Genomic DNA, 18542 nt, shown 5'->3' with positions numbered 1-18542 from the left:
CTTTAAAATTTAGCAAAGATACTATTAATAATATCTGCATACTTATCCTTTATTTGATCATCAAAATTAGCAAATACTTCATTAAAGAAAGATTCTAGAATTAATCTAATTGATGCATAGTGTGAAATACCACGAGATTGTAAATAAAATAAGATGTCTTGTGAAATACTACCAACTTTAAGTGAATGTCCTGCTTTTACATCATTACTATTAATGATTAAATTTGGTTCACCAATCACTTTTGCTTCATCAAATAAACTAGCATTGATGTTTTGATAAACCCCATTACCTCTTGTGTTTTTACCAATTGTTCCATTTAATTGAATTGCTGTTGTTGATTCATTAAAACCAATAACACGAACATTATTCTCACATTCAGCATAATGTTGATCAAACATTAAATGGGTTGTTAATTTCTTTTTGTATTGATCAAAGTTTAAGATTAAAACATGAATTAGTGATTTTGAATTTGCTTTTAAATTAACTTTAAGATTGATTTCTGAATCTCCTGGAAATAAATCAATCATATAAATTTCTTGTTCTAGTTCATCTTCTAAAGGATTAATATCAATTTCTAAATCTTTATTGTGTTCTAGAACAATTAATTGTTTATTCTTTGAAGTTTGCTCCACAACTCATTAATCCTTTTTTAAATTCAAAATCAGTTTCACTATCTTCAATTACTTTAATTCCTAATTCTTGTTCAACTCACTTATAACCTTGGTTTTGGATTTTTTCAGCTAATTCATAACCACCAACTTGAGCGATTTGTCCATTAATGATCATTACTACTTTAGTTGGTTTTAAGATTTTAAATAATCGGTTGTTGTGTGAAACATACACAATTGCTTTTTTGTCTTTAATCTTTAATAAAACATTAGCAATTGCATTTAGTGCATCAATATCAAGTCCTGAATCAATTTCATCTAAAAGAATAAAATCTGGATCAAGAGCTAACATTTGTAAGATTTCATTCTTTTTTCGCTCTCCCCCAGAGAATCCATCATTTAATGATCGTTTTAAAAGGGCAGGATCTAAAGCTAAACTTTTCATATGTTCTGATAATTCTTGATATAAATCAAAAACATTAACAGTTTTTTGTTCTCTTTTAGTAGCAACAATCGTTCTTAAAAAATCTAACATTCCAAGTCCATGAATTTCAATTGGATGTTGGTTTGCTAAATAAATTCCTTTATTAGCAATTTCATTAGTTTCTAAACCAAGAATTGATTGATCATCAACTAAAATATCACCATTTATAACCTCTGTTAAGTAATGGTTCATAATTACTTTAAAAAGCGTTGATTTACCATGTCCATTAGGACCCATGATAGCTACTACTTCATTTGTATTTATTTCTAAGTTAAAATTTTTTAGAATTAACTTTCCTTCTATTTGGACATCTAAGTTTTTAATTGTTAGCTTTTCCAAGACCTAGCACCTTCCTATTTTATGTAGAATATTTACTATTTTATAACTCTTAATTATAGTATAATTATCAAATTGATACATTACAAAATTAGTTAATAAATTGATTTAGGATTTAAAATATATAAAATAGTATAAGGATTTGTTATATGAAATTAAAGAAACTTTTTTCAGTATTAGGTTTAAGCACATTAGCTGCTTCTAGTTTAGTAGCAGTTGCTGTTGCTTGTAATAATACAACTAAAACTAATTCAAGCACTTTTAGTAAAATCGTTAATGTTAACAATGGAATGTTTTTAACAAATGATATTACTACTAAACAAGCTCTTAAAATGGCTTTAGCTTCTGATTTAGGAGTTAATGAATTAAATAAAGCAATTGCTAAACAAGCAATATATTTTTGAGCTAAAACAAATCAAAATCCTAAAATTTCAAAAAAAGTAACTGATCGTGAACTAGAATTAGATAATGAACTAAAAAGACACCAAACTAATGTTAACAATCGATTTGGTAAGGATGCAAATGCTGTTCTTCAAGATGGATTATTTGATCCAAACGGAGGAACTGCAGCATCTTGAAAACAAATCAATGCATACAACCATACTTATAATCTATTTACAACTGAATTATTTGAACACTTTAATCAATTAATTAGTATCAATAATAACAATCAATTAGTTTTAGCAACTGATTTAAGTGCAGAAGCTTTATTACAAAAAAATGAAATTATTAAAAGCACTAATGCAGGGGATAGAAACAAGATTGTTTTAGATACATCTAATCCATTAACTAAAAAGTATGCTCATTTCTTTAACTTCTTAGTTGATGATTATATAGCTAACAAATTACCTTTACCAACATTTAATTTTGAATTTAAATATGATAGTTTAGCTAATCAATCAATTTATAACAAGAAGTTGTTTACAAATATTCCAACTAACAATCAAGCAAGTAATGCTTATCCATTCTTTTTAGATGCATCAACTGATGCTACTAAATTAAATACAACATCACACTATGTTAATGTTGTTAAATTAATTAATGAAAACAAACATTTAGATGCTAATGGTTTTGTTAATGTTGATATTAAAGAAAACAATAATGTAGCTATTAATCAACAAACACTTTTATTAGATCAAATCAAGGCTCGTGAAGTATTACCAACAACTAATTTAGCTCAATTAGGTGCTTATATGTTGTTGTTTAATACGCTTGAAACTAATTTCAAAATGATCGATAAGCTTGATGAAACAAATCCATTACTAAACTTTGTATTGAAGAGTGAAAAGGCAACTACTGCACCAACTACTCCAGCTGCTCCTTCTAGTCCATCTACACCAAGTGGTTCAACTAGTCAAGCTAGTCCGTCATCTCCATCATCACCAGCACCAGCTGCCCCTGCTGGTTCTCAAACAAATTCATCATCAACAACTAAACCAGTCTCATCTAGTGAAACAGTTACTGAACAAAATCAATCTGGTTATGTTAATTTATTTTACCCACTTAAATTAGGTGATAATGATGCATTTACTGGGTATTTAAAAGATACTATTGCTGTTAATCAAGTAGTTTATGTTAAAGATAAAAACATCTTATTAGCTAGAACTGATAAAGGAGTTCAAATTATTGGTTTAAATAATTTCAAAACGCTAAAAGAAGCTGCAGCTAAAGGTTTTAGTAGTTTAGTTAATGAACTTAAGAATCATTTCTTATACCAAGGTGCATTATATAATGCTACTAATAAACCAACACCAAGTGCTAAAGCTAAAGGTCATAACATTAAACCAGAACTTGAAACTTATTTTAAAGCTAATCAAGATCGAATTATTGCATCTTATTTAGCAAAACATAACAATGATCAAAACAATTTATTCTTTGCTTCAAAAGAAGCAATTAACTTAAATGATCAATTAATTAAAATCATTAATCTTAATAATGAAATTAGTTCACTGAGATTACTTCAAGAACATGAACTAGCTCTTAAAGGTAAAGTGATTAATTACAATAAAGCAACTAATTTAAATGTAGATCCAAAAGCATTCTATAATGCTGGAATTAATGTTCCAATCAATCTTACTCAAACTAAAGAAGAAAATAAAAACCCTTATTATTCATTACTAAGAACATTTGTATCAAAAACATCAAACAAAACTTTACAACAACTAAACACTGAATTTAATTCAGCAATTGATAGTTATGTTGATCCACTTAACTTTGAACAATTAGTTAAAGTTTATGAAAATAGTCAAGTTGTATCATTAGATAACTACATTCTAAACCAAGTCCTTAATAACTTCATTAGTTCTAACCAATTTGAAGCCTTATTAAGAGCATCAATTTATAAGAAGTTTTTAACTCCTTACTTTGATTTAAATACTTTCCATCTAAAAGCTGATAATGAAGCTGCTAAATTATTTAATCAAGCAATTGATAGTTCAATTAAATTACCTTTAATTAATGCTAATTTATCTGCAGATTTACTTAAAGATAGTTCTAATCTTGATAATGTAGTTAATCAAATCACTCAATACTGAAACGAATCTTATTTACTTAATGGATCATATGCTAATCAAGAATTAAGATTAAAAGATTACACTAAATACATCAACAGCTTAGAAGCTTTAGTTGTTTTAGCTTGATTAATCAATCACAACAATAATCAATTTACATATGATAATTTAATTTCATACCTAAAGCTTCTAACTGCTAACAACCAAGTTATCTTCTTAGCTTGAAAAGGTATTGAAAACAGTTTAGCTAATCCACAATTTGGTAATGATCCTAAACAAGATTTAGGTTTTAAGAAATACCAACTAAGTACTAGCAACCCACTTAATGTTTATACTTTAAACAAGAATGATGTTTATGAAGTACAAAATAATGAAATTAAACTTAAAGAAGATTTCTTAAAAAATGTTACTTTAAATGATGCAGCTACTTATTGAAACTTTACAGTTGATCAAAACAAACAACAATATATGAACTTCTTAGGTTTAATTACTAAAGAAAACCAAAAAACTAAAGTTGGTCCTGATTTTGATAAAGTAAGTTTATATGATAAATTAGTTTACACTAATAAACCAAACAGTAAAGGAGCTGGAGCTTTATATGGTTTTGGTTCAAAAGCTAAACTAAAAGCTCTTGTTAATAGTTTTGTTTCTTATAACGAATACAAGCAATTAGCTAAAGAATTGTTTGCTCTTAATTTAGATGGAACAGCTAATATTAAGTTTGATCAAATAGTTAAAAATGAACGAAAAGTAATTAGTGGTTCACAAACTACTAATCAAGCTACAACAACTAGTTTAGCTTTAAATGAACTAAAAGAGATTATGAATGCAGGAATTGATGCATTACCAAATGAAGCGTTTAGTCGTTTAGAGTTTAGTTATGTTTACAATAAACTAAACCCAACAGCTTCAGCTACAATAACTAAAGCTAATAGTAATATCAAACAAACTTTAGCTATTACTCAAATCAATCAAGATGATGTACTTAAAATCAAAAACAACAATAATCAACTAAATCCAGCTTTATTAGCTAATAACCAATTCTTTAAAATGGCTTTAGATCTAGCAATTAGTGATCAAGCATTAAACATTAAAGCTTTAGCTAGTTTACCAGAAACAAACAAAACAGTAATCTTTGATAAACGAGTTGCTAATAATATTCAAAAAGTAGCTCCATTAATAACTTTTAACAAGAATTAAAAATGAACAAACAAATTACTATTCTTCCTTCAATTCTAGCATTTGATAAAACTCAAACAGCTAGTTTAATCAAAAGCTTTAATGATCATCAACTAAACCATTTCCATTATGATATTATGGATGGAATTTATGTAGAAAATGTTGCTTTTAGTAAACTTGAATATCTTGATCATCTACTAACTAATAACTGTTTAGTTAATGTCCATTTAATGGTTAATGATCCAACTAAATGAATCGATCAATTAATTAAATATAAACCATATGCGATTAGTTTTCCTTTTGAATTAGTTAATAGTCAATCTTGTTTAGCTTTATTAAACAAGATTAAAGATAGTAACATTAAAGCTGGAATTGCGATTCATCCATCATTTGTTTTAGATGATTATAAACACTTACTAAAAGATGTTGATTATGTTACTTTTATGTCTGTAGTTCCTGGGAAATGTGGTCAAGCTTTTTTAGCTGATACATACACTAAACTAAATGATTTAATAGCTTTTAGAGAATCATCTAATATTAATTTTGAAATTGAATTAGATGGTGGGGTAAATTTTGATGTAATCAAAAATACTCTAAATCAAATTGATTATTATGTATCTGGTTCTTTTGTTGTTAAGTATGTAAATAATCTTGATCAATTTAAACTAGAAATCAATCAAATTATTAAATAATATCAATCTTTAAATTAGCTAACACTTTTTGTGTTGGCTTTTATTATAAAACCGAATTTAGTATAATTACTATTAGCTTAATGTTGATTAGTTAATGAAAGGAGGGTTTATGAAAAAGTTATTTTGTTTAATGAAAAGTATGTTAAAGCTTTTCTTTAAAAACAAAGCTTTGATCACACAACTATCAATTTTAATGATAGTTACAACCCTTGTCATTACAACAGCAACAATTACGATCCAACGTTTAGATAAAGCTCAAAATGATATTAAAAAAGTAAGTTTAACAAGTGATTATGTAGCTGTTGAAAATGATGCCAACAGCATTGTTTTCAATGATCTAGAAATCGTTGATAACAAACTAGCTAATCCAGCTAAAAAGATTGTTAAATTACATGTTTTTAACAAAGCTCGATTAGCTAGAAATAATAATTACATCAAACTTAAACCAACAAATCCTAAATCTGTTTATTACTGACCAATGGGAGTTAATGAAACCCCACTTAATTTAAGTGGAAATGTTGATTGAAATGCGATCAATAACTTACAATTAGAAACTGTTTTCTGATTTAATGATGGTATTCAAACTGCAGCTTGAAGTGCAACAAACTATGAAAACTTTATTTATCAAAACAAAAACAATAAAGTTGAATTCGTTGGTGTTCAAGATCTAGGTTATGCTAAAGTTCTTTTTAATAGTGATGATCTAAGCCCTAATGCTAATAAGGAATATAGTACTTATAGTGTTAATATGGGAATAGTCCAAGCTAATCAACCATTTGCTAAAACCTTTGATTTTAGCAAACATAACTTAAGCTTTAGTCTTAATGAAAACTTAAGAAATCCATTCTTAATTAATAATGTTAACTTTAGAACTAATAAGATTCAAGATTCAACAAGTAATCTAAATGATAATAAGAAGTATTTAAACTCTTATGAGTCAGTTTATAAACAATTAACTCAGTATATTAGTACAAATACAACATTAGCTGATTATTATGAATTTGACTTATTTGTAGATACTTCAAAACTGACTAATGAATATGCATTATTTGCTACATATTTACAAACTAAACATCATTCAGATCAAATAGCTAAAGAACTAAAAATTGATAACTTAACTACTAAATATAATGATCTATTTAGAAATAAAGTTTATTTACCAACTAAAATTGTTGATGATCCAACTAAGCTTGAAGATGTAATTAGTTCAATCAATAAAGCTAAAACTTTAATGATTAAAAAGATTAAAGATGAAACAAGAGCTTTCTTTAATAATTCAAAAGAACAATCAGCTTACAGTAAACAAGAACAAATCAATTTGTTAAACAAAATTGATAATTACAACAACCAACTAATCTTATTAGATAAACAAAGTAGTGAGTACAGTAAAATCTCAACTGCTAAACGAAATGCTACAATCGAACTTGAACGTAATAAAAATTTAAGATTTTTAGCTGATCAGCTTAAAGATGTTGGGTTCTTGTCAATTTTAGACCAACATGATATTTATTACAAAAAACACCAATCAGCTAATTACACTGATGTTAAAACAAATACTAACTTCATAGCTACAAATATCACTAACCCAACTTATTATCAATCTAAAGTTGTTGATGATAAAACTAAATGAATCAACCAACCAGTTAGTTTAGATGAAAAGTTTGCTGATTCACAAAATGCTAATAATAAATATAAACGACTTTATTTTGATAATGATGATGCAACTAAGATTAGTCGGTTTAAAGAATATTATTTAAATTATTATGAATACTATAATACAATCTGAAAAACCTATGCAGCTAATACTAACAATCAAGTTGAAGGTAACTTAGTTGATAGTCATGATTATACTTCACTATTTAATCCAGCATCAGTTGGAATCTATCAGCTTCATAAATTCTTTGAAGTCTTATTTAATGAAGCTGAATGATTATTAAGTGAACAATATCTAGCTAATAACTATATATTTAGTCTTAATTTATATCGATTGTTATTACCTTTTAAAGATGGAGTTTATCAATATAAACTAACAACAAACTATAAAAACAAAACACCCCTTGTTGCTGTTTATAAAGACTATGATGATAAGAATAATAAGAAATATTATTACTTTGAAGGATATGGAGCAGGTGATCAAGCTTTTATTAATGTAATTCATAATAAAGATCTACCTAAAAGAATTGAGTTAGTTAATATAGTTAATAAATCAGATTTTAATACTGATTATGATCCAAACTCTAAGATTAATGTTGATCAAATTGTATTTAATCAATATGTCCTTAAAACAATTAACTTTAATAAAGGTTATAGTGATTTTAATACTGCATCAGCCTCTGAATTTATTAATTGATCAGCTACAAATCCTGATGAATACAAATTATTTACTAAAGAACTTAGTCGGTTCTTTAATACATATGCTTTTGTATCACAACAAAGTAACTCATACAGTTTCTATATAGAAGCAAGATTAAAAGAGAATAATATCTTATTTGTTCCTTTTAATATTAATGTAATTAATCGAAGTTCTGATTTAGCTTTTGTAAGTAATTCATACTTAGCAGCAAATAGTGATCCAAAACAAAGTGGATATAAAAAAGTAGCTAACTTAGAAGATTTTAAAATAGCAGCACAATTGCCATATATTAATAGTGATAGTTCAGCTCCTTATATTGATTATTATGATGAAAATAATCAATTAGTAAGAAAAGCTAAAGATTATCGAAGTTGATTAAGATATGTTGTTCCTGAATATAATAAAGTTGATATTAATGGACAAATCTTCTTTATTATTGGTAATGCTGAATCTTCTGAATTCTTATTCCCAGCATCAAATGTTAATGATATTTTAATTGATCCTAAAAAAACTAGTGTGCTTTATTTAGGAGCATCTGGGTTTGATAAACTAAGAGCAATTGCTCCAAATGTGCCATTAGTTGAATACTACAGTATTAAAGCTAATGCTCACTTATTAGATATTGCTAAACAAGCTAAAATCTTTAATGGTTTAAAATCACAACTTAATGCAAGCAAACAAGGATCAATTTATAAAAAGAGTGATCAAAATCACCCTTTCCCAATTTATAAAAAACGATCTTATTTCTTAGATGATTTAAGAAAGATCATTTTAATTATTGCAATTTCACTAACAGCACTAATTTTGATCTTAGGAATATATTTCATCAGTTCTAGTTTAAGAAATCTAGTAAGCAAAAACCAATCAATGTTTGGGGTATTACAAGCTCAGGGGGTATCTAGAACAAGAATCTGATTAGCCTTTATGCCTTTTTATACTATTCCTTCGCTTTTAGTTTTAGTAATTAGTTATACTGCATCATATTTTTTACAACCACTCGTGATGCGATTATTTTATTCATACTGATTAGTACCAATTCCAGCACAATATGTTTCAGTTGGTTGGATCTTTGCAATTCCAATAGCGATGACGATTACACTAGGATTAATCTCGTTCTTAATCATTTTTAGAATGCTTGCTAAATCACCATATAATACAATGCGTGGGGATGCTGGATTTAAGATTAATAAAGCTGTTTTAGCTATTAAGTCAATCTTTATTAAGTTTGGAGCAATTTCTGTACTTCGAGCAACTTATGTGATTGCTAACTTTATGCGGATGCTAATTTTATTAATCATTGCATCTTCATTCTCCATTATTGCTTCAATCATAGCTACAACCAAAGACACCTTTACTAAATCAGCTAATATAACTAATGAGTTGCGTGAGTATAAATATGCTGTGGATTTATACTCACCAACTGAACAAGGTGGTTTTTATTACATTAGTCAATTTAAAAACCTAGGAGCAAGAAATGAATTCTCTCCATTCCCTAAAATCATTAATGATGTTAATATTAAATTAAAACTTAGATCATTAGCTAATGAACCTGTAATTATTCAATATTTAAATTCTAAAAAAGAACTTGTTTCAATAAATTCAATTATTGATCAAAATGGTAATATCAACTTTAATCCTAATTTATTAGATAAAGATATTTATGAATTTAGTGCTATTTATTGAAAACAAAAAAATAATCAATTAATTAAGATTATTAATAAGAACCAAATAGCTAATGATCTTAAGATCATTGATTTAAAAAATAAAGGCCAATTCTTGTTTAAAAACAAAAAACAATATTTAGTATTTAATAAACAAGATTTTGCTAATCTTGATCAACTAGTAGCTATTTATCAAAGTAAAGATCAGATTCATCAAATCAAAGCATCAGTTGATGATCAAATTGTTTATTTTGATTTATCTTCACTTCCAAAAAGTGAAGCTGATTGAGAAATAGTTTCAATCAACAATAGTTCAAACACTATTCTTAAAGCTGATCAAATAAACATCCATACTAAAGTATTTAATAACAATAAAAATGGTTCATTTGTTTATAACTTATACAGTAGAGATCTAATTGTTTACTTTAATTTAAAAGATCCTAAATACTTTAATCAACAAGTTAATTTAGTTTATGGCTTTAATGGAATTGAAGAAAAAACAATAACTTCACAAGTTGATAGTTTTGGTTTTGTTAGTTTTGATTTAAATAATTTGCCAATTATTTATAATAATGCAGATCAAGCTGTTGTTTATTTCATTAAACGCTTAGCTTTAAATGATAGTAATAAAACAATTATTTATGATTCTAATAGTAATGAGTTTAATAATAGTATTAGCATCTTAGATAATACTAAGTATGCTAATAAGAATAAAAATAATCAACAACTAATGAGTTTTGATTATTTAACTAAAAACAGACCGCTTAAAGCAGTTATTAAACAAACAAGAATAGTTAATAACAAACCAAGAGTTAATACGATTTATTTATATGGACATCTAGAAGATAGTTCTACATTAATTATTGATTACAATAGTTTAACACCGAACTATACTTATAAAGTTGAAGAAGTTTATTTACTAAATAGTGAATATAACATTTATTTAGATGATCTTAGTGTGATTGATAAAACAACTAAGAGTTCATTACCTTATTCAACATTACAATATAATAATGCAATGCGTGTAATTAAGAACTTTGGAACAGCAAACCCAGAGTATGGTGATTTATTAGCTAATATTTACTACCCATCAATTTCAACCCAACCTGAAATTATGAACAATGTTAATTTCTTTGATGGTAAGATTATTTCTAAATCATCTTTAGATGGAAATATTGATGTTACTGTATCAGATAAGAAATTACAATTTAACCCTTGAATTTTTGCTAAGAACTTCTTACCATCAATTGCGATTGCTAAAGCTGAACTTAACGAAGCTAAATTATTAGATGAAGCTTTTAAAACTTTTGGGTACGAAATCATAGATAATAAAAAAGTTGATAAATTATATGATGTACCAACTTTTAATAATGATGGTATTATTAGACAAATTTCATTATGAACAAAAGATGGAAAAGCTCCTAAGAGCTTAGATGATCCAAACAACTTTTTTGTTAAGAAAAATGATCGATGAGAAATTAATACCTTACCTGGGGTTGTTACAAGACAAGGAGCAGCCGAGTTCTCTCCTCAATTTGTGCGATTAATTACACAAATCTACACTAATGATAAAACCATTAGAAACCAATATAAATTAGGACTTAAGGTTGTTAATATTGATGATGATAAAATCCAACAACCTTACACATATGTATCTGGTATTATTTCAAACACTAAGAAGTTTGCTAACAGTAATGTTAAATTAATTGGAATTGATTATAATAAAAACAAAAATAGTCCTAATACTATTAATCCTTATCAACAAATTTATTTAATTAATAAAGATAAAGAAAACTTAATTGATTTAATTAAAGATGAAGATATTAATAGTGATGGCACATATAATGTAATCATTAATCAAGTTGTAGCTCAACGCTACAATCTAAAAGTTAATGATGTATTTGATTTAGATATAACAAATCATATGCAACGATTAACTAATGAGTTTAATGACCAATCAAAAACTTATAGTGCTAAGTTTAAAGTTGTCGGAATTAGCTATTCATTAGTTAACCAACAAATGGTTATTAATCAAAAAATAGCTAATAAGTTATTAGGCTTTTATGAGTATGCTAAAAGAAAACAGTTTGAGAATGGTTTTAAGATTATTGAAGAACGAATGTTTAATGGGTTCTTTACTAAAGAAGATAAACCATTATTCTTTGATAATTTAATTTCATTCTATGCTCCATCAGGTTTATCTCCTGCTTTATTAACTTGACCAAGAATCAATTTAGCTGATCCAAACTCATTAGCAGGAACTGCAGACTGAATCTTCTTAATTAGTTGAGATAAAATTAATTCAATCTTAAATGGTAGTTTTGATCCAACAATTAAAACTTGACCAGGGTTTAATTTACAAAACTATGCCGCTTTATTAAATAAGATCATAAGAATCTATGGATCTGAAGCTAACTTAGCTTCGTTTAAAGATGTTGATGCTAACATCAAAAATTTAATCTTTGCTAATACAATTGATAGAACTTCATTCTCATTATTATTAATTATTATTCTTTCAATCCTACCAAGCTTAGTGATTATTATTGTTTTAATTGCTTCAACATTAGCAAATGAATCACAACGCTTGATTGCTGTGATGAAGATCTTAGGAATGAGAGATATGAAGAATGTAAACAACTTCATGTTTGTTTATCCAATTGTTTGATTATTAAATGTAATAGTAGCAACACCACTTTCATTTGGAATTATTTATTTATATAAATGAGCTGTGTTTAGTGCATTAAATATTGTCCTATTACCAGTTATTCCTTGATGAATCTTTGTAATCAGTTTTGGCTTTGTTGGTTTAGTATTAATTCTTGCTTGATTAAATACATATTACAAGACTACAAAACTAAATCTAACCCAAGCCTTAAATGAAACAAGAACATAATTAAATTTAATATTTATAACTAATAAAGAAAAAGCAAATAAGAGTTTATTTCTTGTTTGCTTTTTTTATATACATTTTATGTAGCTAAATAGTTATAATAAAAGTGTACTTATGTCGTAGACTTTTTATGAAAGGAATTTTAAATATACTATTAATGACAAGAAAGTTATTTATATGAGTAAATTTAAAAGTAAAAAGGGCTTAATATTAAGTGTTGGAGCAGTTTTAGCTGGTATTAGCTTAACTACTATAGTTGCTTCATGTGCACCAACTATAGCTAAAAAGACAACACCAACTCAAAATCAAAAAGTTGAAACAAATAAAGAAGTTTCAACAACAAAAACAACTCAAGATCAACCAGTAATCAAAGACAATCAAGTAAACAAAGAACAAATTCAAGACACTAAACAAACTGAATCAAAAGAGCTAAAAGAATACAAAGAAGCTAAAGAATTTGTAATAAGTAATTATTCTTCATATGTATTAGCTGATGAGAAAACAGTTGATCCTGAAGTTAAAGAATATGGTTTAACATTCCTAAGTGAGAGATTAGCTATATTAGAAAAAGTTAAAGCTAAAATCGATAAGAAAGAATCTTTAGCTGATATGGCTGATGAGCTATCAAAAATCAAGACACTAAAAGAAGATTGAGAAAAAATCCAAAAAGAAAACACTGATGCACTTAAATCTGTAAATCCTGATTACAAGGAAGATGGGGAAGTTCCTGAACAAGAAAACTGATGAAGTCCTGATCCTGATTCAAAAGCTAATAAAGCTAAAGGTGATAAAGTTCAAGGTGGTAAAACTCAAGGTGATGAAGTTCAAGCTGATCAACCAGCACCACCAGCTGATCAAGCAACATCTCCTGTTTCATCACCTGCACCAGCACCAGCACCAGCACCAAACCCATCTTCAAGTGCTGATGAAGAACGAACAAAAAGAGCAAGAAGTGTTTTCTTTATGTTAACACAACAAGAATTCGCTTTGAATAAATTATCAGATTTAACAATTGAAAAATTAAATGATAAACAAAAACTAAAAGAGATAGCTCAGAAATACAATGAGCATTTCAGAACTGTTGTTAAAAAATACAAAAATATTGAAATGTTAGCAAACAAATCTACTACAGTTGCTTATTTAGTTACATTCTTCTCTCAATATAAACAATTTGTTAACTTAATTCACCAATTAGTTTCTCCCTGTGTTTCCCACTTGTTCAATTACACCCTTAACTTAATGACGAGTTAAGGGTTTTTTTATTTTTCTTTTATATATTTATATATAAAAATAAGACTTATAAAAGAATGTAATGAGCAAGATTTTTTCAAAATTATTGCTGGGTTTTTCTCTTTTGGTACAAAAAGAGTTAAAATGCTTTATTTTGCTTTTATATTTTTATAAAAATATAAAAGTTTATAATAATTACAAAGATGCAAGAATTAAGATATCAAAACGAGTAAAAATATGAAAACAGACAACAAAACTTCTAAAAAAACTACAACTAAAAAAGTGAAAAGTTCACCTGCTATTTTAACTGGTCCCAATACTAAAAAGTCGGAAACAAAAATTGTAATTAGTTCGGTTGACGAACTGATGATGTTTAGTGATGAATATGATTGAGATGAAGAAATAAACGCTCAAGATTTTCCATTTATGACGTTTGATGATAAAACTAAACAAGAAGTAAAATCTGTTTTAGATTCAAATGAAACGGCTAAAAATGAAGTTAAAGAAGAATATAAAATGTTTTCATTATTTGAGACATTATTTGATCATTTTGATCTTTTAAAAGGGTGCTCAAAAACAAAGTCTAGTACCTTAAGAACAATATTGATTCAATTGCTTTCACACCGAATCAAAGGACCTAAAAGTATACTTGGTACAATGAAATCGATTGAAAAAGAAGAACAAGATGTTTTCTCTAAAAATTCATATTATCGATCTCTTGAGTATCTTGCAAAAAATTCACATATATTGCTTAAAAATTTAAACGACAAAATTAGCGAAAAATACGAAAGAAACATTAGTGTAATGTGGTTTGATTCAACCACAGCATATTTTGAAAGTTTCACTAGAACAGGATTAAAAATGCCTGGTTATTCAAAGGATGGAAAAACCAAAGAAGACCAAATTGTAATCGCAATGGCAACTGATGAAAATGGAATTCCAATTCACTATAAATGTTTCCCAGGAAACACACCAGACCAAAAAACATTCATTCCGTTTTTAGAAGAATTAGCTAGTATTTACGAAATTAAAAACATCACAATAGTTGGTGATAAGGGTATGAATAATGCTGAAAATATTAGATTCTTAGAATCTAACGGTTGAAATTATGTGTTTGCTTATCGATTAAAAGCAACTAAAAAAGAAATCAAAAATGCTATTACGAATTCTGACGATTATACTCAATTGAATGATAATTTAAAATACAAAATTATTGATTTGAAACCAGCAAATGGTGATAGTCAAGATGCTGCATCAACTAAAAGATTAGTGGTTGTTCATAGCGAAGAAAGAGCTAGAAAAGACCGACATGATCGAGAAGTTTTAATCAACAACTTCACTAAGAAAATGGACAAAAAAGGTGTTGTTACACAAGAAAAACTAATGGGAGCTAAGAAGTGCAGATACTACAAGGCTGTAGACAAAACGACTTATTATATTCTTGATCAAGAAAAGATTTTAGAAGATGAAAAATACGATGGTTTTTTCGTTTATATAACAAACCGATTCGATTTATCAATTCTAGAAATAATGGAAATTTATACTAAACAATGAAAAATCGAATCGAACTTTAGAACTTTAAAAAGTACACTTGAATTAAGACCGATTTACCTATCTAAATACGAACACATTTTAGGATATTTGTGTTTATGTTTTGTGTCTCTTGTTTTCTTAAGATTTATACTACATTGAATGAATGATGAATTAGTTGCTCAGGGATTAGAAAAAATTACAGAACAAAAATTAGTTGAAATCGTAAATGATGTTAAATCAATTAAAGAGATTGTTAATAATATGGTTGTTCAAGAAATTGATTTTGTTAACAAAGGCACAAAATCCAGCTGGATTATCTATGAAAAAGTGTTAGCTTGAGCATCCAAAAAAGGGATGATTTAACGGCATTATTTTTTTAAAATCTACAAGTGGGAAACACAGGAAAAATAATGTCAATTAAATCAAATAAATTTTTATTATTTTGTTAAATAATTTTATAATACTATATACAAATTAAAAAGATGAAGCTTGAAGATATAAAGCGGAGTAAATATGCGTAAGGACTTAATTGTTGTCGAGTCACCAAATAAAATTAAATCAATCCAATCTTATGTTGGAGATGATTATGTAATTGCTGCAACTGGAGGACACATCCGTGAACTTGCTAAAAGGGGCGGATATGACCCACAAACATATGATCTCCGTTGAGAAGTAATTAAACAACCAAACAGTAAATTTTCTAAACAAGAAGTAATCAATGATATTATTAATCTTGCTAAGAAAGCAGATAAAATTTTCTTAGCAACCGACCCTGATCGGGAAGGAGAAGCAATTAGTTGACACGTTTATGATATTTTACCAGATCAAGAAAAAGAACGTGTGCAACGAATTACTTTTAATGAGATTACAAAAAAAGCGATTCAAAAAGCAATTGATGATCAACATGATATTGATATTAACTTAGTTGGTTCACAATTTGCTCGAAGAATTTTTGATCGTGTTATTGGTTATCGACTATCAAGTTTAGTGCAAAGAAATTTACGGGGACAATCAGCAGGTCGAGTCCAGTCAATTGCTTTATTGTTTGTAGTACAAAGAGAGCTTGAACGACAACGTTTTGTTAAAGAAGAATGATACCAAGTTGAAGGGACAATTCAAAACAATATTTTTGTTTCTTTACGTAAACTACCATACCAAGTACCACTTTATAAACAATCTGAAAGCAGTGATAGTGATATCAGGTTTTTAAATAAAGAAGATGCTCAGTATGTAATTGATAATTTAGGTGATTGGTTTGAGGTTTATAAAGTTGATGAACCAAAAACAACAAGTGGTGATCAACAGATCCCTTTAACAACAGATAAACTATTACAAATGGCTTCAAATTATTTAAATTGAAGTTCAGCTAAAACAACAAGTGTTGCTCAACAAATGTTTGAAGGGATTCAAATTGGTGAAGAACATCTTACTTTAATTTCATATCCACGTACAGATAGCGAACGTTTAAGTGATGATTTTATAGTTAGCGCTCACGACTTCATTACTGAAACATTTGGTAATGAATACATTAACTTAAATGGTATTAAATCATCAAAGAAAACAGCAAATGTGCAAGATGCCCATGAAGCAATTAGACCAATTGATGTGCATACAACACCAAACATGATTAAACCCTTAGTGTCAGCTGATGTCTTTAAACTTTATAATTTAATTTGAACAAGAACCTTATCAGCTTTAATGAATCCACCAAAATTTCATAAACAAATTATCAGATTTATTAATAATGAATATAAGTTCTATACAAGTTATAAGACTGTTATTTCAAAAGGGTATTGAATTCTAGATTTTTATAGTAAACAATTAGAACTATATTCATTCTTACCACCTGTTATTAAAGTGGGAGATAAATTTAAGAAAAAACAAATTAATTTAGTTCAAAAAGAAACTTTACCACCTCCTTATTACACTGAAGCAACATTAATTGCTGCTCTTAAAAATGCTGGTGTTGGGCGACCATCAACATATGCTTCAATGGCAACAATTGGAACTAAGCGTGGTTATATTAATAAGGATAATGGTAAGTTAATTCCAACTCAACACGGAATTGAAATCATTAAAAAATTACAAGAATCATTCCCACAAATTATCTCAGCAGAGTTTACATCACAAATGGAAGATAAACTTGATTTAATTGCTAATGGTGAAATGGAATGAAAAGAACCAGTTAAAGAGTTTATTCCTGGTTTTTTAAGAGATGTTCAAAAAGCATACACTGAAATTGAAAAGAAACCATATGAAACAGTTCCAGATCGAGTTTGCCCACAATGTAGTGGTGATCTACAAATTAAATTTTCAAAACGAAACGTTAGTTTCATTGCTTGCTCGAACTTTCCAAAGTGCCGATTTGTTGAATCACTTGATGAAAAAGAAATTCTTGACGAAAAATGCCCAGAATGTAGTAATAATTTAATTAAACGAAAAAATAGAAAAAATAAACTATTTATTGGTTGTTCAGGTTATCCTAATTGTAATTACATCAAAACAACTAATAAATCAAATAAAAAAGAAACACAATAGGTGAATTAAATGCTTAAAAAAATTACAAACAAAGCTGAACTAGAAGAATTATTAAGTCAATCAACAACTCCAGTTCTAGTTGATTTCTATGCTGATTGATGTCCACCATGTAAGATGTTATTACCTGTTTTAGACAAGATTGAAGAAAAACATGGCGATGAATTTGCTATTGCTAAAATTAATGTTGACCAAAACCCTGATTTAGCATCTGAATTTAGTGTTAAATCAATTCCTGCTTTATTCTACTTCTTAAACAATGAACAAAAAGATAAATCAGTTGGTTTTCTTGATGAAGCAACTTTAGTAGCTAAATTAAGATCTCTTAAATAATTAAGTTCAATAAACTAATTAAATAAATAGTGCAAAAGACACAACTTTAGCACTATTTATTTTTTGTCTTTTTAATGGTTTTTATATTTTGATATTTAAAATAAAATATTAATTTACTTAACAACAAGCATATATAAATTAGTTAGGATTAGTATAATGTCTTAGTAATTTATTAAACTTAAGAAGTCTAACATAGTT

Annotated in this window: 9 protein-coding genes; 7 read left to right on the top strand and 2 right to left on the bottom strand. The window is 27.3% G+C overall.

The features are described 5' to 3' along the window. Positions 1-2: 2 nt before the first annotated feature. The gene (locus tag JM47_RS02525; protein WP_038102340.1) at positions 3-632 is read right to left on the bottom strand and encodes a SufD family Fe-S cluster assembly protein; all 630 of its coding nucleotides are present in this window, start codon (positions 630-632) and stop codon (positions 3-5) included. Next, positions 610-1431, bottom strand: a complete 822-nt coding sequence (gene sufC / locus JM47_RS02520; protein WP_208894839.1) for a Fe-S cluster assembly ATPase SufC — start codon at positions 1429-1431, stop codon at positions 610-612. Before sufC ends, JM47_RS02525 begins: the two co-directional genes overlap by 23 nt. Positions 1432-1577: 146 nt before the next feature. Between sufC and JM47_RS02515 the strand changes: the two genes are divergently transcribed. From JM47_RS02515 to trxA, 7 genes are all read left to right on the top strand, one after another. Beyond that, a complete protein-coding gene (locus tag JM47_RS02515; RefSeq protein WP_208894838.1) occupies positions 1578-5138 on the top strand; it encodes a DUF3713 domain-containing protein in 3561 nt (1186 codons plus the stop codon). A gap of 2 nt (positions 5139-5140) precedes the next feature. Further along, positions 5141-5809: a ribulose-phosphate 3-epimerase gene (locus JM47_RS02510; protein WP_208894837.1), complete on the top strand. Its 669-nt coding sequence runs from the start codon at positions 5141-5143 to the stop codon at positions 5807-5809. Between the two features lie 109 nt (positions 5810-5918). After that, positions 5919-12716, top strand: a complete 6798-nt coding sequence (locus JM47_RS02505) for an ABC transporter permease (RefSeq protein WP_208894836.1) — start codon at positions 5919-5921, stop codon at positions 12714-12716. Between the two features lie 174 nt (positions 12717-12890). After that, positions 12891-13964: a hypothetical protein gene (locus JM47_RS02500; RefSeq protein ID WP_208894835.1), complete on the top strand. Its 1074-nt coding sequence runs from the start codon at positions 12891-12893 to the stop codon at positions 13962-13964. A 216-nt stretch (positions 13965-14180) separates the two neighbouring features. After that, positions 14181-15839, top strand: a complete 1659-nt coding sequence (locus JM47_RS02495) for an IS1634 family transposase (protein WP_208894774.1) — start codon at positions 14181-14183, stop codon at positions 15837-15839. A gap of 150 nt (positions 15840-15989) precedes the next feature. Beyond that, positions 15990-18014, top strand: a complete 2025-nt coding sequence (gene topA, locus JM47_RS02490) for a type I DNA topoisomerase (RefSeq protein WP_208894834.1) — start codon at positions 15990-15992, stop codon at positions 18012-18014. 9 nt (positions 18015-18023) lie between these two features. Beyond that, positions 18024-18344 (top strand): thioredoxin, encoded by a 321-nt coding sequence (gene trxA, locus JM47_RS02485; protein WP_038102484.1) that lies wholly within the window; start codon positions 18024-18026, stop codon positions 18342-18344. Positions 18345-18542 lie beyond the last annotated feature (198 nt).

Source organism: Ureaplasma diversum, from assembly GCF_000941095.1.
Classification (GTDB): Bacteria; Bacillota_I; Bacilli_A; order Mycoplasmatales; family Mycoplasmoidaceae; genus Ureaplasma; species Ureaplasma diversum.
The sequence above is the reverse complement of the archived record's forward strand: the minus strand, read 5'-3'. Positions and strand labels throughout refer to the sequence as shown.